This window comes from Shewanella sp. M16 (assembly GCF_018224605.1).
In the GTDB taxonomy this organism is placed as follows: Bacteria; Pseudomonadota; Gammaproteobacteria; order Enterobacterales; family Shewanellaceae; genus Shewanella; species Shewanella oncorhynchi.
The window spans coordinates 14,736-36,286 of record NZ_JAGTUL010000031.1 but is presented as its reverse complement, the minus strand read 5'-3'; the positions used below and the strand labels follow the sequence as shown (position 1 = coordinate 36,286).

Below are 21,551 nucleotides of genomic sequence, written 5' to 3'. Positions count from 1 at the left end.
GTAGAATTAAGTTTAAGGGAAACAACAATGAGTACCTCTTTGCATGAGCTTTATCAAAGTATTGAAGATGAATTTGGTAAATGTCCGTTAGTGGTCTTTCCTGCGGAGTTTAACGAAGATTTGAGAGGTATTCAGAGCTATTGGATAGTATTTGAGTCTTACAACGGAGGTGTCAGCAGCAGAGAGATTGTATGGTTGTTCGGTGGAGTAAAAGATATTTCTGAAGCAGAAGGCCCTAGTGATACTTCATGTCCTTTGTATTTTTTTGAGCTTGTGCCAAATGCAACTGCGCCAAATTGGAGAAGGCGGGTAAAGTGGTACTGGTTGGTGAGTAGCCAGCCCGAGAGCGAACAGGATAGTGCTTGGGAAGCCTATAACAAAGGTTTTGCTGCATATAGTTACTGCCAGAAAGACAAAAATCCTCACGCACAAGGGACTTTCAACCATACCGCATGGAGCGCTGGTTGGGATCACGCATCTAGTATTTTGTAAATAATCTAAGTTGATATCCCTTGGCCGCAATGCAAATTTCCTTATTGTTTTTCCGACCAGAATTGATATTCTTTTATACGCGCTTCACTTGCGCATGTAATCACGCCTACTTCGGCGAAGTCTGTTAGAGGACAAAGTGAAAAGAGTAATATTATAAATTAGCATTCATGCATCGCATGTTTGTGGTAATAGGCGTGGTCATAAACATGTTTGGAGAATATGTATGTCTGTTAATAGACTTCCTACTGGTGTTGCCGTCGCTCAAGCAAAAAAAGATGCTAAACGATTGGCGAACAAAGCCGAAATTTCACTTTCTCAAGCTCAAAATGAAGTTGCGTTAAAGCACGGTAGAGCCGACTGGCCTACACTAATGAATCAGCTAAAAACACAAAGTGCTTTATCAGTCACGCTTAAGCAAAGTGTTTCTAATAAAGTCACGTTAGATTTTCCTGAAAACAAATCCCTTAATATCATCGTAGGTCAATCTGGTACTGGTAAGTCAGTACTACTGCTTGAATTTGCAGCTCAGTGGTTAGAAAAGGACTTACCAGTTGTTTATCTTGGTGGTGATGTTTGCAACGCTGAGGTTATACCTGAACAACTACATGGGGCTATTGCCATCAGGCACCTAATTTCTAAGTACTCACAATTTACAGTTATACCTTTAGCATCACTGACTAAAGATTTTACGTTGGATGATGTAATGCTTAATGGTGCTATTTTAATTGTTGACGAACTCTATCATATGGTAGGTGGTGAAAAGATGGTGGGGGCAATCGAGCAGGTTTATAAATTAATAAATAGCTCAATGCATACTTTTTTAGGGGTTCAAACTTTAGCTGATTGTAAAGTAGTGATTGATAACCTTAAAAATGTCACTGAAGATAATACGCGCTTCATTATTTTAAATGCTTATGCTATGGATATATTTAAAAATTTACCATTTGAACATGATCGAAAGGTCATGGGTGAAGAGGTTCAACGATTAGTAAAGATGCATAATAAATACACTGAGTTGCTTTATGTTGAACAAGACTCTTACCAAAAGCTTCAGTTTAATTTAGCTGACCATCACGCGCTTTAAGTTTCTCCGGAGGCAGTGCGTGAGTGCTGCCTAACTTGCTCCTAGCTATTAGTAAAAACCAGTCATGATATTTTTGCAATGCAAAAAATCTATATCTTAATAGCAGTTAGAAAACGCCTTATTATTGCGTGGTAATAATAATGGTGATAACCTCTTATTATTGCGTGATAACAATAAGGGTGAGTATGCTAAATGTTAACGAATGGGATCAAGGGAAAGCGTTATTTGCTAAGCTGCAGCACAATGATTTCTTTGGTTGGGATATCCGAGAACAGTTTAGTGTGACCTGCGTCGAAAAAATTCTCGTTGAATTATCGGTACTTGAGCCTACGAAATTCATTGCAGTTAGTTATGTATCGCTACTTTTAGAGAAAGCGTTGGAGTGTTCAAAAGTGTCTCTAATGACTGCAATACTCAATGACAAATTTACTTTTTTTGCCAACGAATTGCGGGATTCAAAATTAGAACTGGACAGCTACGCAAAACCAAAGTTAGATCTTTTTATCGAAAATATTCAAATTGGAATGGAGCGATTATGTGATAGTCGTATTCATTTCAGAGAGCACGCAAGGCAAAGGCCGGAACAGCGTGAAGGTTGGAATAATCTTGTTTCTCATAAAGAAATCCCGCTACTTGCTAGAGATGCCCTAATGGCTACAAAACTTCCTCTTCACTGGATTTATAGTGCAAAGCAGGAGGGTGGTAGGTTAGGTGCATTATGTAAAGTATTACATAATGACATATTGCAATTTTCATCTCTGCATGAGCTTGAGCTGAGTATTCATCAGCACGAACTGGCTTATGGATTTAGATATGTAACAGTAAATCGCGCTGATACAGCATTACATGCGATTGTATACACTAGCCCTAGCGATGCTTTTATCATGGCCGAACTGCATTGGGACCGACATGGGTCAAAAATGAGAGGGGGGCATGCACCATATTCCTATCAAAATGATGGATTAGACCAGGTAAGATTACACTTCCCCAAGCTTGATATGTCTAATAAATTGACTCTGACTAAAACAGCGTATCAGGTCATTGGTTCGCTAAAAACTTGCGCGGATCGTTCAAAAATTTGGTTGTTTATGCTCACTGAATTGATGAGCTTAAAGCTTGATGAGTTATCCACTTCTGCCCCCCAAATGTCTATCGAGTTATTAAACGAAAGCGGCCCGAATGACAACAGATCACTGCCTGTACCAATTACCCGCCCATTTACGCTTGAGCACAAAGATATAGCAACGATCGCAAGGGAGATTGGGGTTGATAGTTCCCCTATGAAGGCCCAATTATGGGAGATAGTTGATTCACTTCACTTGGATGTTTTACTGCCTCGCGATGGATGTGATTACTATGATGTACTAAGTGGTGAACGGTTTGCATCATTAGATATCAGCCAGAAATATAATCATGATGTAAGCAAATCTATCGTGAAACTTTACCCTTTTCCAGCGGGGCATTTTGGGACCAAGGAATCCACATCTGAAGCCATCAATTTTGTTCTATTCAACAATTTGCCGAAAATTATCAACGCAAAATTGAATTGTTTATGGGATTCTGATTTTGAACATCAACGTGAATGGTTTATGTCAATGATATATAAGCGAAAAGCCTATATCGTAAAGAAGGTCCAACAATGGCATGAAACCCATATTCCAGTAGATGCTAGCACTCTAAATATTAACCAATATTTAGTTACAGGTATTCATGAGGATATTAGACGCTTGGCACTTAAATACAATACCGTGAATGATCGGATGCTTACCTCAATATCATCGTCTATGCCAGCTTTATATAAGAAAAATAGGCAGCGAGAAGTAAAAGGTTTAGTCACAGAAAATCGGTATGATGACGGCTGTGAAGTATATGTGGTCATCCCAAATAGTACTGAAGAAATTATAGAGTTGTTGAACTGTAAAGTGGACGAACTGCCGGAACTTCTACGTTGTTGGCAGCGATGGGCCAATCATGGGGAGATTAAATATCCCTGGCAACATTGTCGCAATTATCCTCTTCATTTCGCCGCTTTCCGTGTTTATTACTAAGGCGATCTTTCTCATACTTTTAGCGTTAATTGAGGTAGTTAAGTGAGAATTTCTAAATTACAAAATGACATTCTGGTTACTTTGGTTGCGCTGGAGTCTATGGACCATAGGGAGAAGGTTCCGGCAACAGTGCTCTTAACGATTTTAAATTCCAATAGAGAGGCGAATGATCAAGCTAAGGTTTTTGGCGCTGCTCTTCGATTATCACTAAAAACGCTAGCATCAAACAAGTTAGTAAGACAATTCAAGAACATAGTTAATGGTGAGTTGTCTTATTTGCTTACGAATGATGGGAGAAATATTGGTGTAGAGGTGATGGCCAAGCGAGAGTGCGAGCAAACATGAGTATGTAATTTCTTATTAACAACAACGTGCTAGTTTAGATATTTAATTTATGTAGAATGGACGATGTAAATGTAACAGCCCATTGGCTATAAATGGAGTAAGAGTATGAAGATAAAAAGGAGAAGTCCTAAATCGAAGCCTGTACATAGTAATCCCAACAATCCAGTAAAGCCCAAGATTGATGTTCTTTGGTATCTTGAGTTTATCGGGTTGGCGTTACTTATCTCTTTCATTCCCGATCTGTGGGTCAGCGGTGGTAGTGATGTTTTTGCTCATTGTCCTTTTGCTGTAACTGATTGTGAAAAAATTGAGGTAGGGGGGCTCTGGAAACTCATAGCGGGTGCATTTTTTGCGCTGGCGGCATTGATTCTTAGTACTGTGATTGTTAATATTAAGCAATCTAGAGAGCATAACCGTAATGGAGGTATATCATGATCCAACTAATGAGTGTAGTAGTGATGTTCGTTACACTGGGTATGGTTATCGCATCCGGTGTGATCTTATATAAAGGTTTTTCATCAAACAATTAAAACCTTTTCACGACAAAAACCGCCTTCATTAGGCGGTTTTTTTGTTTTCTGAATAATAGTCCTTTTATTCAAAAACCTCCAACCTCCAACAACGTGCTCATCGCTTACCCTTTTGCGAGCTATAGTTGCTAACTCATTTCAATTGAAGTTAAACCTATTTAATTGTATTCTGCGAGCTTATAGCTAATGAGATGGGTTGAAAATTGAATAGATACGAATTTAAGAGTGAGTATGAAAAACGGGGGTGGACCCCTATTACATTAGCTGAACGCTGGGGGTGTAGCAAAACTCGCATACATCAGATCGCCGTTGAAATAGAAGATGGGCATAAGAAAGCACAGGCTTATATTGATATGCTTCACGGTTTACCATATCTGAAAAGTAGTTAAATATATTTAATCATTTCATTGACAGTTAAATATATTTAACTGATACTACCCATAGTTAAGAAACCAACTAATGGGTACGATATGAATAATGATTTTTCATACAAATTTGGTGCTGTAATGGGGTTGCAAAACGACCGTGTTTTTTATCAGGCAACGGTGCCGTTTCGAGTATTATCTTCAATGCTAAAGCTGGACGATAATTTTGATGTGACTAAACGCTCTCAGCGGTTAGTTAACAAATCTCGCGGTAAGGCTGTTGCTAAATATTTGCAAAAAAACGTCGATGGGTTTTACGTTATCCCACCGCTAGTTGGATTTATTGAAGGTGATTTTGAATTTGAAGAAGTGCCGCTTGATGGGTTTTACGGGTTAGGTCGAATGAAAGTGTCCCTGGACTCTCGGTTTATGCTGTTTGATGGTCAACACCGCGCCTTTGGTATTCGTGAAGCTTTGGCGTTAGCGCCAGAGCTGGCACATCAAAATGTCTCTATTATGTTTTTTAATGGGCTGACGTTAAGCCAGCGCCAGCAAGCATTTCACGATATTAATTTTACACAGAAAACGCCAGCGGCGGCGCTATGTATCGCCTATAACGAGCGGGACGATTTGGATAAAGCCGTTATTGATACGTTCAACCAATCGAACCTACGTGGCTTCATTGAGTACGAAAAAAATGTGGCTTCTGGTGACTCAAGCTGTATTTACTCACTTAAGTCGTTAAAAGACTTTGCTGTTAATGTAATTGGTTCAAAGACGTTAACCGCTGACAATTCAGAGCTGCTAGAACGCTATACAGCGGCGCTATTTAGCATGGTTAACATTCCGGCTTACATTGCTTACCTTGAAATGACTAACAAACAGTTTGTTAAATTTGGCTTCAATGCAGCTCAGGCTATCCGAGAACATTACATTATTGGCCATGCGGTAGTGCTAAAAGCATTAGGCTTATTGGCTCGCCCCTTAATTGATGCTTACCCTGATGAATGGGAAGCCAAGCTAGTTGCGCTGAAAGAACTAAGCATATGGCATAAAAGCTCCGATGACTGGCTAAACCGTTGTGTTAGTCAGCACGAAAAAATGCTAAGTAATGCTCAGGCGGTGCGATTGACGCTATATAAACTTAAAGAGCTTTGCGGTATAGCGTTAACTGATGCTGAACAACAAGAGGCTGATAGCTATTTTTTAGCACTATTAGCGGCATAATTAACTGATTTGGCGGCTTGCCGCCAATTCATGAAAAAAATGGAGGATATTAATGGCCGTAATTGATCAGTTTGTTGTATTTTCATTGTCAATATGGGCGTTGCTATCTCTTATTCTCGCGGGAAAAATCATAATAAATGGTGATTATGCAGATAGGAGAGGGATTGCTATTGCATTGATTGGGGTGGGATTTGGTGGTGGTGGGCTCTGGTTTTTTGTTGAGAACGGATATTCGTGGCTTCTCTAATATTAGTAGAATGTCAAACTACATAGGTAAAAAATTTATGAGAGAAAAAGAAGATTTTTTCTTCGGTAAAGTGCATAAAAGAGGTCGAGGTTTCACTCTTCAATTGAATGATGTGACGGTTATTGCTCAAAAAGTGTCAGATTCTTTTTTTACTGCGCAACTTAACCGAATGCTGCAAGAGTATGGGGGGCTGCTGACTATTTCAAATGAAACTTCTTCACCTAATTTCTGGAGCCTTGTAGATAAAATTGTCAGTGAGCAAGTTGGGTTCGTGGAAATTTATGCTCGCTATGACGTCAATGATAGTGTTAAGGCGACGCTGGCATGCGACATTTATTTGTTAAGTGGTGTGCTTTCTATTGAGTCGCATTGGTGCGCGTATAAGGATATTAGAGCTGGAGAGATAGTTTCTACGCTATTGGTGCCACTGCACCTTAAAGCCTTGCAGAACAAAACCTATATTCGATGGGATGATGGAACAACAGACCCACTGTTGCAAATGTCGGATTACCATAATGAACTCGAAATGGTATTTATCCTGGCTAAATATCCCTCTGCCATGAATAGTGGGGGATCATACATCAGTGATTTGGAGTGTGCTACAGATGCAGGTCGGCGTGGGCTTTCGTCAGAACAAGTGTGGGTGGCGTATCACGAGCTTCGTACACAACGATGTGTCAGAAACTAAGGTAAACAATTATGGAAAATGAATGCATAGGGTGTGGATGCTCAGATCACAATGCCTGTGTCGTAAATGATGTAGCTTGTCATTGGTTAATTGTCGATCATGTTCTAGGAATAGGTGTTTGTTCATGCTGCCAAGACTCGTTATCAGAATTCACTAAAGCACAAGAGCGTATCGTTGATTCAATAGAAAATATAAATGGGACTGCAGACACACTAACAGATGAAGTTTTTGATCTGAAGAGTAGCACCGCATTGAAGGTAATAGCAGATCTAGTAGATTTAAAAGGCGATGATGAATACCTAGGTAAAATCATTGCTAGCAACTGTAAGACTAAGGTGTTTATCAAAAACTCGTCCAAGATGTCCGGTGATGTTGATTGCAAATCTGTAAACGGGAATGTTTCTTCTATGTCTGGTGATATTACTCATCGTTAACCCAACATTTACTTATGAGCTCCCCCATGAATTTAATAGCGACTCATTATGATTTTATAAGAAAAGCTAGACCTCTTGTTTCAAAATATGCCACGCTCGATGTTGAACTAATAAGAATAACAAACCCTGACATTGAAACTATTCATTCTGTTGATGATTATGAAGGGTCAAATTTTGGGCAATGTGTTGATGAAATGGAAGATGAAATATTTAAAGCTATTTCGGAAAGCTCTAATCTCCCTGTGGAAATAGTCAAGGAAGAAATTGACAATTTCCCTGTCGAGTTCAAAACACCATTAATTTCATTATTTGCAACAATCAACTATGAATTTCATAGTCTCGTAAACTTTGAGCTGTCTGGCAAAAAAACCTTCTTTTTTAACGACAATTTAGCTGAACATTTGGCTAATACTGATATAAACATGATGGCTGAAGATATTGAAATACCATTCCCATCATGCCTTTTTGTTTACACCGCTGAAAGTGTTATCAATGCAATACATAATATCCGTGGGGTTGATGGGCGAATGGATATGAACGCCGACAGCATTGATTATAAAGCCCCTGTATCCGTATTTATCACATTGCACGATGTAAATCATAAAAATTTACGAGGTAGGAAGTTGGTCATTAATGCCTTCCATTCTCGATATCCTAATAAGTCTTATCAAATGATCAAGCGGGAGTTATATCTTGGCAATGGGTGGACGTTGGAAGATTCGTTACGTACAAACTGGGAGGATCTAACGCCTGATGATGTTTGCGGAGGGCTGAATATTAGTGGGCAATTGGTAAATGATCAATTATCAGACGAGGTATTTTACCAAGATGGTTTATTATTTTTCCGCATAATTCTTAACTCAATACTTTATCTTGATTCTGAGAGTGCTGAACTTGAACCAGTATCTAGTGTGAGGACTGAAGCGGAAAAACGAGCAAAAAACATTATATCCAGGGTAAAGCGCAAGAAAAAACTAAATGAAGTTTCAAGTATATCGTATCTAGATTATCTTGATGTTGGACGCACAGTATCGCCTATCACAATAGATAAAAGTAAGTCCTCAGTTGAGAGCTTAACTGAGCAAAAAAGTCAGAGAAAATTGCACCGTAGATTTATTGTAAGAGGCCACTGGAAGTTGCAAGCCTACGGCGAAAAAATGAGTTTAAGAAAGCGAATCAGGATTGCGCCTTACTATCGTGGTCAGGATGTAGCGGTTTTGATAAATAAGCCATATCTTGTGAAATGATTTTAACTAACTTATTGAATGGAAATTCAGCATGAAAAATTCAGATAACGCAGAAAACACTATCGAACTTAGACCTAATGTATTTGAAAGCATGTCTAAGCACAATGTTGAGCGTAATGGTAAAAATGCGGGTTTCTTCCATAGTCTTGGCCGCGCAATTCAAGGTGAGGAAGTAGATAACGAATTTCTCAAAACGAACTCGAGGGATGTATGAAATTTATTATGCACGAAGATCATGCCCATGCTTGGTTAGAAGTTCCCGCTGAATTAGTCGACAGTATTTTAGCTGACAAGGTTTCGGCGTTCTCTTATATAAGCGATGATTGCAAGACTATTTATCTTGAAGAAGATTGTGATGCAACTGCTTTCATCGAAAAGTTAAAAGAGAACAATATCGAACATGAAATTGTAGAAAAATGGCATGACGGTGAATGTTTTATTCGCTCTCTGTCTCATTTGCTCTTTGTCAACGATAACGAATAGAACAGAAAATCTATGGCTGAAGAAACACTGGTACTAACCGCAGACAATTGTGGTCGGACAAAATAGCTCTAAAGTGGACAAAAAAGATCTAAATTGCAGATTTTGATAATTTACTAACTAATTGAAAAACCTAGTGACCTTGGATTTCTCAGTAAATTAATAGCTTTCCAGCAAAGGCGCAAAAGGCTTTAATTTTAGAACTATTTTGTCATTTACTCGGGTGTCTATCCTCAAATATGCGGTATGCAGGGCTATTCATTTTAGATCTATTTTGGCATCCAACAACAATGCGACACATTTGCTGCAATGCCGTCACGCTATTGGTCGTGGTGGGAAACTCTATAAAATGCGATGCCATATTTTAAAAGCAATGCCAGATGGTCGCTTGAAAGTTCAAGTTTACGGGAATAGATATTGGAAAGACACTGATCATATAGTCGGTTTACGATATGTTGAATCTGGTCGAGTAACAGCAATTTAAATTGCAACAACGTAAACTAAATGGTGAAATCTGCCATTAATGCAAAGCTAAAATTTCAAAAATCGGCAGATGTAGCGGTACTTTGTTATAAAATGACAGATCTTTGCCAAAATGCACTTAGTCTAAATTGACAGCCATTGGGCGCAGTGCAAAATTTTTTGCGCTAGATCATTGGCTTGCGGGTTCGGGGGCAGCCCGAGATTTTTGCAATGCAAATATGAACTCAAAGTTTATGAAATGCCTGAAAAACGTCGAAAACTTTGTAATTAAAACTTCTGAAACTAGGCAGCTTGCTTTTTGCTGTTAATATTTGGACTTGATCTAAATTTTTGGAGTAAACATATATGGTAAACATTAAACAGCATGATTCAGTGATTTTTCAGTTAAGACATCAGTGTGGTCAATTTATTAATTCTTTGAAACAAGTAAAAATCTGGCCTTCGGTAGATGATTTATTGTCAGTAATACAAAGCAAGGATTCATTGAAGCATTTGGTTGATGAAATGCCGCAATCTGACGCAAAAGAAAACCTTACTGAGATACTTAGTTACGACGATGCCTATTACATTAAGCTTGTTGCTACTACTATTCCATTTTTAGATACAGTGATTAATGGCGATGCTGCAGTTTGATACTAGAATGGCAGAGTTCGCATAGGTGCTCTGTTAATAAGGTTATGTCATAGAGACTTTATTACTCTCCCACAGGTTATAACTTGCATACTTATTTGAACCCACATAAACTACAATTAAGATGGGTTCAAAAAAGTATGGTTCTATATGTCTGTATATTTAAGCCTTGGCAAAGATACGCAAGGCAACTTTTACCACGTCGACTCGCAGAAATCAGGTAAGGGTGATTTGTCCTGCCCTTTCTGTCTCTGCCCGTTAATTGCTGTGAAGGGCAAAACTAAGGCGGCTCACTTTCGCCACGATGGTGAGACCTGCAACGAGTCTTTGAATGAGATCCCGCAAATCCCTGCATGGCACCACTTTCACCTCAACTATCCATTAGAAATCATCAACGCTTTAAAAGACGGCTATCAAGCGGATAGCAAGTCGCCAAACGTATTTCAGCACTGGAAGTCTGGATTGCATCGGTTTCCACGCGCAGCAAAAGCAGAATTGTTTAATCGGGACAACTACACAGATAATCTCATCTTTACCGATACCGCGAGAACTATCCTTGGCAGCTTACCGCTACTAGGGTTTAGCCAGTGGATGCGCAACAACTTACAAATGCGCATCCACATCTTGCGCGAAGAAATAGAGCAAGGCACAAAGCATCGAGCATGGCTTGAAATTGAGGCGCACCGTCAGCAAGCTATTCTCAAAGCTTCACTCTATCTGTTTGAGTACCAACTAGCGGATAATGCCGTGATTCATAAAGTTGGGAGAACATCGAGAGCGCCAGATCAACGCTTGAAAGAAACAGCACTCGATCTAGAAAAGGCTACAGGCAAAACCGTAATAAAAAGCACTATTTTGCGCAAAGTTGCGAATTGTGGTCACGTTGAAAAGTATGTTTTTCATCGTTACTACAATCAGTTAGCGAACATTGGCTCCCACACGGAATACTTAGTACTTGATGCCAAATCATTAAAGCGATTGAAAGCAGAATTTACCATGCTCACTAATAACTCTGAACCATTCAACAAAGCAGAACGATTCATTGTTACAGGCCGTTGGAAGTATGAAGAAAAACGCCTAGCAGCTTCTAAACGTGGCATCGAGCTAACCCAACGCGAATGCGCTAAGTTTGGTCGTCCTAAAGGCTCAACCGTCAGCACTGACGATTTTTTAATAAAGCACTCTGATATTGTTACCAGTTTAGAACGTGGACGCTCTATCAACCAAACCGCAGAATTTACAGGTAAAGGACGTTCAACCGTCAAGCGCGTAAAAGCAGCCATGAACAAATGAGGAAAAACGAGTCTGACACTTTAGTAAACTAAACACCACTATCCTTCTTAACAGATGGTTATAGGAAATTTGAGGATTGACTAGATTTTGTCGACTGTTAACCTGGTGACGTAATCGCTAATTGGCCCATTGGCCACAAAAAAAGGAATAGAATCTATGCACATTATTATCAATACTCATATTCAGGAACGCCGTGGAAAACCTGCAATATGGTTAGAGGGAAAAAGACTGGCTAATGCTTTTTTGCCAAATGAACTTTATCGAAAGCACCTCGATATAGCTAATGGTCGCTTACGGTTGATTAAAGTGACTGAAGATACCGATGCAGATGGTAGGGTTAGTGTTAGAAATCCTCGCAAGGGCACTATTGGTGAGCCAAAACCGCTATTAGAACTAAGGGATGAAGATTTACTAAAGGTCTTTTGGGTCGGTTGTAAGCTGCGAATTATTGTATCAAAGCATGGTATTGAAGTTACTTTGCACAGTGGCGAAGTTCAACGTAAAGAACGTGCTGAAAGAATGCAATCTAAGCTTGCTTCTGGTGAAACATTAGTTTGCGGTAGTCAATACACTGGTGCGGGTATTCTTGATAATGCTATTCATCAAGGACTCAAACTTTCTGGATTTGATAGCTATCTTAAAGTAGCCGTAGAATCAGAGCCTACTTATGTAGATGTCTTTTTAAGGAATCAGTCAGAGTTGTTAAGAGATGATTCAATCATCATTAACTCATCTGACAGAGACATTGATTTTAAAGGCGAATGCAAACTCGACGTGTTTGTTGCTGGCATCCCCTGCACTGCTGCGTCGAAAGCGGGTAAATCAAAAAAGAAGCTTTCAATTGCAGAGGATGACGAGTCTGCGGGTGATTGTTTTTTTCATACCCTTAATTTCGTGAAGCAAACTCAACCGTGGTTAGTCATATTTGAAAATGTGATGGATTATGCCTCTACTGCCAGCTTTGCTGTTATTTCGTCGGTGATGGCTGGTTGGGGGTACAGGATGAGTCAATCTTGTATTAACGGCAATGAAATGGGGGCTCTTGAAAATCGGGATAGGTTATCTGTCGTGTTTATAACTGATGTTGATCATGTAGATATGACTTTCGATTTTTCATTAGTTGTACCGCTTCGGCAAAAGGAGGCGTCTATTGCTGAAGTATTAGTTTCTTTACCGGAAGAAAGTGAAGAGTGGAAGCTGTATGAATATTTGGCTCTGAAGGAGAGTCGGGATAAGGCCGATAATAAAGGTTTTAAACGTTCTATGTATAATGGCAATGAGAGTAGTGTAACCACTATTCGTCGCCTTTATCACAAAGGCGGCTCGTGTGACCAGTATTTACAATCGCCCTACTCTATTGAGCATTCGAGGTTATTTTTGCCAATAGAGCATGCAAAATTGAAAACTATCCCATTCAATTTTGTTGAAGGCGTCTGTAGGACGACTCAGCATGAGTTGCTTGGGCAATCAGTCATATATTGTGCGTTTATTGCTTTGGCTAAAGCCATTGGTCAGTTTATACGTGTTCAGACTTCATTTTTGCTTCAAAGTCAAAAATCGCAAGTAGCCGCTTAATCCTTACTAAAAAGCTTATAAACCGCCCAACTGGGGCGGTTTTTTTATTCCCCGAAGGCAATCATATTTTGCATTGCAAATTTCCTTGCGAGTTTCATGAGAAACAACAAATGTTAATGCTGATAAATGCCCTTTAAAACAATGGTTTAATCGTTTTGTCTTGAATGATAATTAAAGTGTTTGCCTAATATTTTTATCATTACAGGGCTAAATAAACTATTTTCGATAAACATGTGTACAAATGCGCTTGCATGCAGCATAATCGCTTTATTCAGAAAATGCTGCATGTGAGGTCTAAGTGAAATCAACAATTTTCGATAATTCTGCTTTAGTCGCCAGAAAAAAACTAAAGGCAATGTCGTCCGATGTGGAAGACCAAAAGTCAGAATTTGGTCTTACCAAATTCCATCTCACCTTCACAAAGGCTGCGGTAGCTCGATTGCCAGGTATGAGTCGTGCAATTGTAGATAAATCCGTAAGTGAAATGGAGAGTTCTGGCTACAGTTTTGCTAAAAAGCAAAGTGGTGGCGCTGAAGTATATGATTTAACTGTGGAACAAGTGATCGATATTTATCGTCATAGAGGATTTAAATCATGGTCAGATTCTCATCCTGAAGCTTGTGTTTTATTTATAAGTTCCTTGAAAGGTGGAGTATCTAAAACAGTCAGTTGTGTCCATATTGCTCAAGCTCTGCGTGTGCATCCAAATCTAATAAAGGAAGATTTGAGAGTTTTGGTTATTGACTTAGATCCTCAATCGTCAGCTACGATGTTTCTCAATTCGAAGTATTCAATGGGGGCAGTTGATTACACAGCAGCTCAAGCGATGCTGCATGACATCGATGTGGAAGAATTAAAAGAGCACTATGTAAAGCCTACCATTATTCCAAATGTTGATGTGATGGTGTCTTCCATTGCCGATGGATTTTTAGCTTCTGATTGGTTAACGCATTGCAATGAGCATTTTCCCGATAAAAACCCAAATTTACTCTTAAAAGAGCATGTAATTAATAAGTTATGTGGTGATTATGACTTTATTCTTATCGATAGCGGTCCTCACTTAGACTATTTTCTGAATAACTCGATAGCCGCTGCAGATATCATGGTGACTCCCCTCCCCCCTGCACAAGTCGATTTACATTCAACATTGCAGTATGTAGGCCGCTTACCTGCAATATTTAATCGCTTGATGGATGCTGGCGTGGCTGAACTACCAAAACATCATGTAGCTTTTATGTCTAAATTCACAAGGACTCCGCAAGATATGGAGTCACAAGCAATTGCGAAAGAAATTTTTCGTGCGGAATTGCTCGATGCCGTTATTCCAAATCTTTCTGCATTTCAGCGTTGTGGTGAAACGTTTGACACAGTGATTAGTGTCAACCCTGCGGCATATGCTGGTGACATAAAAGCGCTTAAAGCCGCAAAAGAAGCTATTGAAGATTTTGCGATAGCTTTATTTAACCATATAAATTTTGTCAGGAATAAATAATGGCCCCGAGAATTCCGATTGGTCGTAATAGGCATATGGCTAATGACGTTGATACGGCAGTATCAAAAAAAATTAAATTTAAATCAGGACGCACGGTAGAGTTCTTTTTTGTCCATGTTGATGCTGAAAATGTGGAAGAGCTTACGTATGTTGAAGATTTGAATATACGTATTGGAGATGAGTTAACCAGAGAGTCACTTGCTCCAATTATCGAATCGATTAAGCATAATCAATTTCAACCTGCGATTGCCCAAAAAATTCATGATCGCTATAGCGTGGTTGATGGATCTCGTCGTCGAAAGTCAGCGATTTTTGCAAATGTAGGTCTTGATCTGTGGTATTGCTTGGAGACATTAAGTAAGGCAGAAGTGAAGCAATTGATAAAAGAAATTTCAAGTGCTGAAAAATTCTCTTTGCGTGATCTTGGGCGGTACTTTGAGCAATTACGCATAACCGATCCAACATTAACGTATGACCAAATTGCTGAAAATGAGGGGTATAACAAAGGGCTTATTTCTAAGGCTATTACTGCTTGGGAAATTCCTTCAGAGATTATTCAGTTATTCCCTAATCCTCGTGAAATAACGTATACACAGTTTTCGCAGCTTTCAAAGATAATGAAAAAACTGCATAACAATCAGTGGCCTTTAACTGAATTTATTGCAAAACTCAATATTAAGGCTGGAACCACAAACGAAGAAGTGTTTCAGTTTATATGCGAAGAGTCTGATATTAAACAAAAAATCAATACTGACAAGCCTATCAAGATTGTTGATATCAACAAGGATACTTGGGTAAAGACAAGAAAAGTGGGAACTAAGCGATTTATTGAGATGTCTCGCGTTACACAAGAAGATGTTGTCAAAATAGAAAGTTTTATTGTCGAATTGTTGGCTAAATCAAATTGATAAACCGAACATGTCAACCGCCAAGAAGATCATGTTCGTTTTAAAAATGCACTAACAGAGGAAAAACTAATGTCAGTACAAAACATGGTAACAATTGCAGATAAAATTGCAAGGGGTCACAGTGTAAAGTTTCAGGCTATGCCTTTTAGTGATTGGGACCTCTTCATGCGAATAATCAGAGAGGCAAAACAGCGAGTGCAATAATAGTCTATTAAGAATAGCGGCTTACAATTGGGCCGCTTTTCTTTTCGCGTTCTTTTCTCCTGCGAGTTTCGCGTGAAACAAGCAATAATTTCCTCTGAACAATTTCAATGTTGAGAAAATAACCTAATCAGCGATATGATTCCTAGGTAAACAAACAGCCCATTGGCTACAAAAAATACACAATTAAGGGATCATAAATTATGAAAAGTATGACTGCAAGTGTGAAATTGGCGCTAGCATTTTTTGGCTTTGATGGAGTAAAAAATGCTACAGCGGCTGCAATCAAAAAAGCATATCGCCGGAAAGCAATAGAATCGCATCCTGATAAAGGTGGCGATAATGAGACTATGAAGCTGGTCAACTCACATTTTAATGTGATTGAAAAGTTTGGATTGGATCAGTTTGAGAGCGTTGTTGAAGCTCATTCTGAAACAACCAATCAGGCTAAAGAAAGAGTAAAAGATTGGTTATATGAATTGAATGAAGGGCATCCTCTATTCAAAGCAAAAATGCCATCTTTTTCCACTCGTTCTAGGTTACTAGCTGAATTTTTCTCAATGCGTGAAGGAGAAGATCTGCCTGGTATTGACCCGTCTTGTGAGTACTCCAAGAATGCTCGTTGTCGTGCTAAAAAATGCAACGCTGCATATTTCCAACTCGATAATAGTGATTATGTCGTAAGTTGGTATACGGGTGACAGTGATGTTCGAGTGAGTGACATCACCGATGCCGGAACTCGCGGGAAGTCAGTTGTAGAATACACATTAAGAGTAGAAAGTTGGGGGCGTGATTGGGAAGAGCATTCTCGTCATTTATCCTCTTTACTCCAAACGTGTCCTGGTGTTGATAAGAGTACATGGTGTTGGGCTCAAACTTATAAACAGCTACAAGCTGCAATAGAAGGAGCTCGCGCTGAGTATAATCAACATAGCCGCATGAACGATTTATTTGCTACTGTGAAGATATTTGGTATTGAGTTTACTTCTCAACGCCAACGTTATAATGATAACCAGTTGGGTAGTACTTGGAAAGCTAATGTAAATGGTACTCAGCTTGTTATATATCGTAGTGAAAAGAAGGCAATTGATTGTATCTCGCCCTATCGGATCGAACGATATAAGCCGATTACCGATTTAAGTGCTTTTATGGGGACCCGTAAAATAAGTCGGCATTTGTTAATAAGACTGCTGATTAATGGGCAGTTTTATCGACTAAAACGTAATTATCGGCATACCGATGATTATGCATATGATGCTGCTGTGGGGTTCGCAGAAAAGATGATTGAAAATCCATTAGCTGTTGCTTTCGAATGGATTACTGATTCAGGCTCTTGCGATTGGATTTTTTATCGCGGTGAGAACCATGAATTGAGTTTTGGTTTCCATTCGAATGATTCATCTGGTTTAGTCATTGCTTTAGAAAATGCCTATCCGACCATCGATATTTTGCCATCAGGTGAAACGGTTGATAGCTTTATCGCCGCAATAAAACAGCAAAATAATTTGCTAGTTGCATGATGAAGGTTACGTAATCAATAAAAACCCCCGCTAATGAGGCGAGGGTTTTTTTATATCTCGATGTAAGGTAATGTACTTTAGGAAGTGGGTCCGGTGAACAACGCACTGTCCCCGTCTACGCGAGTGGGCGGGTTATAATTTGACCAATGTTTTGCATTGCAAAACATTCTATTGTTGGTTTGTAATGTCACTGAAGTCTTCTTTTTTATCTTTTGTGCAACCTATGTCGACTAGAATGCGATACTGTAGACTGTCGATAGCAGTGGTGATATTCCCATCCTGAGAATGTATTTCGAATCGATATTGAGTCGATGGGACTGTCTCAGTCACAATTTTAACGTCAGCTCCTTCTAGTTGTTTAGTTCGGCTGTTTACTGCCAAGGCATAAGCAACGTATGGCCGAGTCCCTTCAGTACATCTCGGCTCAGGGATAGCTTCCCCTGCTATCAATAAAGATGCGGATGGGGATTTATCAAAGTGAGAGCCAATAGCAATTGATGATGACCATTTGTCCCTTATCAGTTTAATCCCACTGCCTAAGTCTTTGTACTCAAAGCTTGTATTTGCACTAAGTTTATTTAATCGGGCATATATATTGTCATCGATATAATCCTGACGAAGTTCTTGTGCTAATGCGTTTAAATAACCTGATTTTTGAAGTTGATTGATGGAGCTATCCTGTTGTGTTAGTTGATAGGCCACTATGGAAGACATACGTGAATTAGTGGCGAGTTCGATCAGTCCATCATTACTTGAACTCTGAGATGTCTTGTTAGCATTATCAATTTTTTTTGCCATTTGTTCGGATAATACTGTTGTCTGTTTTTCGATTTGTATTTGTTGAGCCAGTATAATAGCGACACTAAATATCGCACCCGCTGCAATTTTGTAAATATCAGAACGATACATAAATACCTCTTTCCTGTTAGACTTCTTCTGTGTTTGTTTTTAGCTTGAAAGCTTGGCCACGGAAGACTATTCCTTCATCAAGCAAAAAACTGACTTCTGATGAAAACCTAGATAAGTCTTCTTTGCTGACGCCAACGGTCCAACTGCTTTGTGAGTTGGATGCTGCATTAATGTATGCATCTCGCATATACTCCTTGCGCAGTGTTGGTGTCCACATATCCAACACGTAAAGCAATCGCATAAATTTCGATCTCGAATTGTATTTTTTACAGGCTTCCTCATTTCCGAGAGCGCATTGAGATAAGTGATATAGTTCTTTACTGAGTTGCCCTGGGCTTACCCCTAGCGCGTATGCAAGATGTGCTTGGTTCAAGCCAGGCAGTTCAAGTAGTAGCCGCCTCAGCGCAAGGATTGCATCGGCAGGGGTTAACAAGTGCTTGGCTTTTTTCTTGCAGTTGTTATGATTTGAATTTTCCATAAGTGAATGCCTCATGTTTTTTTATGCTGCTATAGTAGCGATTGTGCGAGACAGTAGATCTTTCAGAAAACAGTTTGTCTGAATGCGTCATTACTTTATGGGCCGTGTATCCTTTGTTCGTTATCACTTGCGAAGCAAAGGAAAAACTTGAATGACAGGCGATTATCCAACTATGCCAATTTACGAACCCGCAGCAACGTTGCAATGGGTCGATAATTTCAAAGAACAGTGTAAACGATTTGCAATTGTCAAAATTGAGTTTGATTCATATTCACAACTGCTTAATAAGCAGGGTTTTACAGCGGCAGAGGCCGCTTTCAATATTTATAGGGGCGCTCTGGATCGAGGGTTTGCAAGCAGTAAGATAATTCTTAGAACGGGTGTCTCAACACTTGAGATGCTGGTATCCGTTAAAGAAAAAGAGGAACGTGAAAACATTATCAAGCATTTGCGTACTTCAATTACTACTCGCAGCGACCGTAATATTCGCTTGAGTTGTGTTTTATATCCAGATGACTCTAAAGGTTCTGAAGAGCTTTTAAAGCGACTTGATGACTTAATGCCTTCCGCAAAGCGAGTACACTCCGGCGGTGAGCATGATCAAATTGATTTTGTTGAAGAAATTCAAAATAAAAAGATAGTGACTTATGTGCAGGGTGTATATAAATGCGATAAGTCTTTAAAATCGCGGCATATTTTACGAGGTGTAGAATTGTTAGCGAGATGGCATTCGCCTCATGGGCTCTTGGGGCCCTCAGAGTTCATCGACTCTTTAAATTTACAAGGGGCAGGAAAAGTATTCGTTGAATATTTGTTGAGCGAAGCTTTTGCAACTCGCTCAAAGTTGAGTCGGGAGTTTGGTGACAACATTATTGTTACTTTTAACATTGATTCCGCGACGTTTATTCGTCCAGATATTGTAAAAGTTTTCGAAAATTTTGCTGAAATTAATGATGTCTCTAGAATCGAGATAGAACTTGCGGATGGCAATGACGCTGATTTTGGCGCTATTGAAGCTGTATTCCGAAAGCTTAGTGAGAAAGGCTACCATTTTTCTCTAGATGGCTTCGGAGGACGCTATAGCTGGTTAAATTTATTGGATTTAGGCGTGACAGCCTTAAAGCTCGATCGTTCATTGACAAAGCGTATCGTGAAAAGTAAAGCAATGGGGGCTCTGGTGTCTGCAGACATTGGAACCGAAGTACTGTCAGCAATTTTGAAATTAGCGTCAAGCGATTTGGATGTGATTGCTGAGGGTATCGAATCGAAAATGGAGCATGACATTTTAATCGATCAAGGCGTCACAGCCGTTCAGGGTTTTTGGATTGGCAGACCAGCTCCTATTGATACGTTTATCGAAGATAGTCAATTTTTGAAGAGACTTGATGAACACCCTAATGCTTCATTATTCGAACCTTCAAAGCATCACTAGAAAAATAATAAAATGGTAAAACAATAAAAAGCCCATCATAAAATGGGCTTTTTATTATTGAATGTGTTATTTGCTTCCTAACGATAGAATACTGTCTAATGCCTCGTTAAATTTCATCGCTACTTCGTTGATTGAGTTGTGTCTGCATAAATCAGCCCAATCAGAGCCCTTAAAGAGATTTGGCGCGGGGATAGGAGGGTATTTACTGTCAATTGTTTCCTGGCCTTTTTTAGCGTAGTAATGGCCAGTTTCATCATTGTCTTCTGCAAACAAAATGGTGGCATCTGGGTATTGGCTACAAAGCAGTTGTGCAACTGACGGTAAATTATTGGCTGAAAAAGCGCAAATAGCCGTAAATTTTATATCTCTAAAAGTATTAGCGTGATCATAAACTCGTACTGTTTTATACCCTTCTCCAATCACAAATAGATTAGGATTGATGTCTTTACTCACAATGGTAAAGCATCCTTGAGTCTCCGAAAAAGGGATGAATGTTTTTTTGGCGCTTCCAAATTGAGAAGGAGTGATTTTTTGGATTGTACTGAGCGCTCCTTTGCTGTTGTATACCGGAATGAGCATATCTCGACACTGAGCCCCAAATCGAGTCTCCCAAGATTCAGTGTCTTTGATGTAAACCCTACCGCTGGCTGAACGATAACATTCATATTCCGCTTCTGGCCTAGGTTCTAAACCATTAATGCCAAACCAGTATGAAGGGTCTGTTACACGCTTTGAAAAATTCTTTCCTAGTTGAGTCAATGCTAACTTAGCAGCCGCTTTTTGTGCTTCTGTAGTGAGTATTGCATATTGTTCTTCAAGTATTTTGCTTCTTTCTTTTATTTGCTTTAGAGATTCCTCATAGCGATTGTCGACTTCAGCCTGAGAGGTCTTGTTGCCATTAACTCGTTTTTCATTCTTGAAGTCTTGCCAAAGCAACTTAGCAGGACTCCAGGTTGTATAGCCTGGAAGACGATAGGATTTGAAGCTTAAAATTGGAATTTCAACCTTTTCTTGTAACCCTGTCTCCCCTAAAAATGCAGTGTAGTAATGTTTTTTTATCCTCTGTCCTTTTTGATCCGGCAAGTAAATGTGTTTGCCATTTTTTGATGTAGTTAATTGCATTTTATCTAAGAAATCACTGGGAAGCGATGCGCCAATTGAAGCTGCAACTTCTTCCAATGAGCGCAAATAGTGAGCGCAAACCGATTCAGGGGTTTTAAACTTTTCTAAAAACCAGCGTTTAAATATTGGCATATTGTTGACCTCATGGCACATAGCATTCATGCGAATACACCTAATTTACCTTGTTTATGGCCCTTTTTATCTTTCAAACATCATTCCGAAAAGAACGAATGCAAAATGTTGACGTACACTTGGAAAGTGGTATTATCCTTGTGTGCAATATGCACACAGCTCTATGCTAATTGATTAGGTTTATACCGA

At 39.3% G+C, this 21,551-nt stretch carries 22 protein-coding genes; 19 read left to right on the top strand and 3 right to left on the bottom strand.

Annotation, left to right across the window (positions count from 1 at the left end; translation table 11 throughout):
• Positions 1-27: 27 nt before the first annotated feature.
• From KFE26_RS17950 to KFE26_RS17865, 18 genes are all read left to right on the top strand, one after another.
• Positions 28-492, top strand: a complete 465-nt coding sequence (locus KFE26_RS17950) for a hypothetical protein (RefSeq protein WP_212601230.1) — start codon at positions 28-30, stop codon at positions 490-492.
• Between the two features lie 223 nt (positions 493-715).
• Entirely contained in the window at positions 716-1,576 is an 861-nt protein-coding gene (locus tag KFE26_RS17945; RefSeq protein WP_212601229.1) for an ATP-binding protein, read from the top strand.
• Between the two features lie 185 nt (positions 1,577-1,761).
• Positions 1,762-3,624, top strand: a complete 1,863-nt coding sequence (locus KFE26_RS17940) for a hypothetical protein (RefSeq protein WP_212601228.1) — start codon at positions 1,762-1,764, stop codon at positions 3,622-3,624.
• A gap of 42 nt (positions 3,625-3,666) precedes the next feature.
• Positions 3,667-3,969 (top strand): hypothetical protein, encoded by a 303-nt coding sequence (locus tag KFE26_RS17935; protein WP_212601227.1) that lies wholly within the window; start codon positions 3,667-3,669, stop codon positions 3,967-3,969.
• 105 nt (positions 3,970-4,074) lie between these two features.
• On the top strand, positions 4,075-4,404 hold the full coding sequence (locus KFE26_RS17930) for a hypothetical protein (protein ID WP_212601226.1): 330 nt from the start codon (positions 4,075-4,077) through the stop codon (positions 4,402-4,404).
• Between the two features lie 565 nt (positions 4,405-4,969).
• The gene (locus tag KFE26_RS17925; RefSeq protein ID WP_212601225.1) at positions 4,970-6,091 is read left to right on the top strand and encodes a DNA sulfur modification protein DndB; all 1,122 of its coding nucleotides are present in this window, start codon (positions 4,970-4,972) and stop codon (positions 6,089-6,091) included.
• 52 nt (positions 6,092-6,143) lie between these two features.
• On the top strand, positions 6,144-6,338 hold the full coding sequence (locus KFE26_RS17920; RefSeq protein WP_212601224.1) for a hypothetical protein: 195 nt from the start codon (positions 6,144-6,146) through the stop codon (positions 6,336-6,338).
• A 37-nt stretch (positions 6,339-6,375) separates the two neighbouring features.
• Positions 6,376-7,026 (top strand): hypothetical protein, encoded by a 651-nt coding sequence (locus tag KFE26_RS17915; RefSeq protein WP_212601223.1) that lies wholly within the window; start codon positions 6,376-6,378, stop codon positions 7,024-7,026.
• An 11-nt stretch (positions 7,027-7,037) separates the two neighbouring features.
• Positions 7,038-7,460 (top strand): hypothetical protein, encoded by a 423-nt coding sequence (locus KFE26_RS17910; RefSeq protein WP_212601222.1) that lies wholly within the window; start codon positions 7,038-7,040, stop codon positions 7,458-7,460.
• Positions 7,461-7,486: 26 nt separating this feature from the next.
• On the top strand, positions 7,487-8,707 hold the full coding sequence (locus KFE26_RS17905; RefSeq protein WP_212601221.1) for a hypothetical protein: 1,221 nt from the start codon (positions 7,487-7,489) through the stop codon (positions 8,705-8,707).
• 31 nt (positions 8,708-8,738) lie between these two features.
• Entirely contained in the window at positions 8,739-8,921 is a 183-nt protein-coding gene (locus KFE26_RS17900) for a hypothetical protein (protein WP_212601220.1), read from the top strand.
• On the top strand, positions 8,918-9,190 hold the full coding sequence (locus tag KFE26_RS17895) for a hypothetical protein (protein ID WP_212601219.1): 273 nt from the start codon (positions 8,918-8,920) through the stop codon (positions 9,188-9,190). Before KFE26_RS17900 ends, KFE26_RS17895 begins: the two co-directional genes overlap by 4 nt.
• 825 nt (positions 9,191-10,015) lie before the next feature.
• Entirely contained in the window at positions 10,016-10,303 is a 288-nt protein-coding gene (locus tag KFE26_RS17890) for a hypothetical protein (protein ID WP_212601218.1), read from the top strand.
• Positions 10,304-10,627: 324 nt separating this feature from the next.
• Complete coding sequence (locus tag KFE26_RS17885) at positions 10,628-11,593, top strand: GIY-YIG nuclease family protein (RefSeq protein ID WP_212601217.1); 966 nt, start codon at positions 10,628-10,630, stop codon at positions 11,591-11,593.
• Positions 11,594-11,749: 156 nt separating this feature from the next.
• Positions 11,750-13,168 carry a DNA cytosine methyltransferase gene (locus KFE26_RS17880; RefSeq protein WP_212601216.1) on the top strand — a complete coding sequence of 473 codons (1,419 nt, stop codon included), beginning with the start codon at positions 11,750-11,752 and terminating at the stop codon, positions 13,166-13,168.
• A gap of 298 nt (positions 13,169-13,466) precedes the next feature.
• Positions 13,467-14,660, top strand: a complete 1,194-nt coding sequence (locus tag KFE26_RS17875) for an AAA family ATPase (RefSeq protein ID WP_311981285.1) — start codon at positions 13,467-13,469, stop codon at positions 14,658-14,660.
• Entirely contained in the window at positions 14,660-15,568 is a 909-nt protein-coding gene (locus KFE26_RS17870) for a ParB/RepB/Spo0J family partition protein (protein ID WP_212601215.1), read from the top strand. Before KFE26_RS17875 ends, KFE26_RS17870 begins: the two co-directional genes overlap by 1 nt.
• Before the next feature lie 404 nt (positions 15,569-15,972).
• Positions 15,973-17,289, top strand: a complete 1,317-nt coding sequence (locus KFE26_RS17865) for a hypothetical protein (RefSeq protein ID WP_212601214.1) — start codon at positions 15,973-15,975, stop codon at positions 17,287-17,289.
• 168 nt (positions 17,290-17,457) lie between these two features.
• Here KFE26_RS17865 and KFE26_RS17860 read toward each other — a convergent pair whose 3' ends face one another.
• Both KFE26_RS17860 and KFE26_RS17855 read right to left on the bottom strand, forming a co-directional pair.
• The gene (locus tag KFE26_RS17860) at positions 17,458-18,198 is read right to left on the bottom strand and encodes a hypothetical protein (protein ID WP_212601213.1); all 741 of its coding nucleotides are present in this window, start codon (positions 18,196-18,198) and stop codon (positions 17,458-17,460) included.
• 16 nt (positions 18,199-18,214) lie between these two features.
• A complete protein-coding gene (locus KFE26_RS17855) occupies positions 18,215-18,676 on the bottom strand; it encodes a hypothetical protein (protein WP_212601212.1) in 462 nt (153 codons plus the stop codon).
• Between the two features lie 151 nt (positions 18,677-18,827).
• Between KFE26_RS17855 and KFE26_RS17850 the strand changes: the two genes are divergently transcribed.
• Entirely contained in the window at positions 18,828-20,108 is a 1,281-nt protein-coding gene (locus KFE26_RS17850; RefSeq protein ID WP_212601211.1) for an EAL domain-containing protein, read from the top strand.
• Between the two features lie 66 nt (positions 20,109-20,174).
• Here the strand turns inward: KFE26_RS17850 and KFE26_RS17845 are convergent, their stop codons facing one another.
• Positions 20,175-21,392 carry a hypothetical protein gene (locus KFE26_RS17845; RefSeq protein WP_212601210.1) on the bottom strand — a complete coding sequence of 406 codons (1,218 nt, stop codon included), beginning with the start codon at positions 21,390-21,392 and terminating at the stop codon, positions 20,175-20,177.
• Positions 21,393-21,551: the final 159 nt, after the last annotated feature.

Bases quoted from the DNA above. Each gene is read 5' to 3' on its own strand.
- KFE26_RS17950 (WP_212601230.1), top strand. From the start codon at position 28: ATGAGTACCTCTTTGCATGAGCTTTATCAAAGTATTGAAGATGAATTT.
- KFE26_RS17945 (WP_212601229.1), top strand. From the start codon at position 716: ATGTCTGTTAATAGACTTCCTACTGGTGTTGCCGTCGCTCAAGCAAAA.
- KFE26_RS17940 (WP_212601228.1), top strand. From the start codon at position 1,762: ATGCTAAATGTTAACGAATGGGATCAAGGGAAAGCGTTATTTGCTAAG.
- KFE26_RS17930 (WP_212601226.1), top strand. From the start codon at position 4,075: ATGAAGATAAAAAGGAGAAGTCCTAAATCGAAGCCTGTACATAGTAAT.
- KFE26_RS17925 (WP_212601225.1), top strand. From the start codon at position 4,970: ATGAATAATGATTTTTCATACAAATTTGGTGCTGTAATGGGGTTGCAA.
- KFE26_RS17920 (WP_212601224.1), top strand. From the start codon at position 6,144: ATGGCCGTAATTGATCAGTTTGTTGTATTTTCATTGTCAATATGGGCG.
- KFE26_RS17915 (WP_212601223.1), top strand. From the start codon at position 6,376: ATGAGAGAAAAAGAAGATTTTTTCTTCGGTAAAGTGCATAAAAGAGGT.
- KFE26_RS17910 (WP_212601222.1), top strand. From the start codon at position 7,038: ATGGAAAATGAATGCATAGGGTGTGGATGCTCAGATCACAATGCCTGT.
- KFE26_RS17905 (WP_212601221.1), top strand. From the start codon at position 7,487: ATGAATTTAATAGCGACTCATTATGATTTTATAAGAAAAGCTAGACCT.
- KFE26_RS17900 (WP_212601220.1), top strand. From the start codon at position 8,739: ATGAAAAATTCAGATAACGCAGAAAACACTATCGAACTTAGACCTAAT.
- KFE26_RS17895 (WP_212601219.1), top strand. From the start codon at position 8,918: ATGAAATTTATTATGCACGAAGATCATGCCCATGCTTGGTTAGAAGTT.
- KFE26_RS17890 (WP_212601218.1), top strand. From the start codon at position 10,016: ATGGTAAACATTAAACAGCATGATTCAGTGATTTTTCAGTTAAGACAT.
- KFE26_RS17880 (WP_212601216.1), top strand. From the start codon at position 11,750: ATGCACATTATTATCAATACTCATATTCAGGAACGCCGTGGAAAACCT.
- KFE26_RS17870 (WP_212601215.1), top strand. From the start codon at position 14,660: ATGGCCCCGAGAATTCCGATTGGTCGTAATAGGCATATGGCTAATGAC.
- KFE26_RS17865 (WP_212601214.1), top strand. From the start codon at position 15,973: ATGAAAAGTATGACTGCAAGTGTGAAATTGGCGCTAGCATTTTTTGGC.
- KFE26_RS17860 (WP_212601213.1), bottom strand. From the start codon at position 18,198: ATGTATCGTTCTGATATTTACAAAATTGCAGCGGGTGCGATATTTAGT.
- KFE26_RS17855 (WP_212601212.1), bottom strand. From the start codon at position 18,676: ATGGAAAATTCAAATCATAACAACTGCAAGAAAAAAGCCAAGCACTTG.
- KFE26_RS17850 (WP_212601211.1), top strand. From the start codon at position 18,828: ATGACAGGCGATTATCCAACTATGCCAATTTACGAACCCGCAGCAACG.
- KFE26_RS17845 (WP_212601210.1), bottom strand. From the start codon at position 21,392: ATGAATGCTATGTGCCATGAGGTCAACAATATGCCAATATTTAAACGC.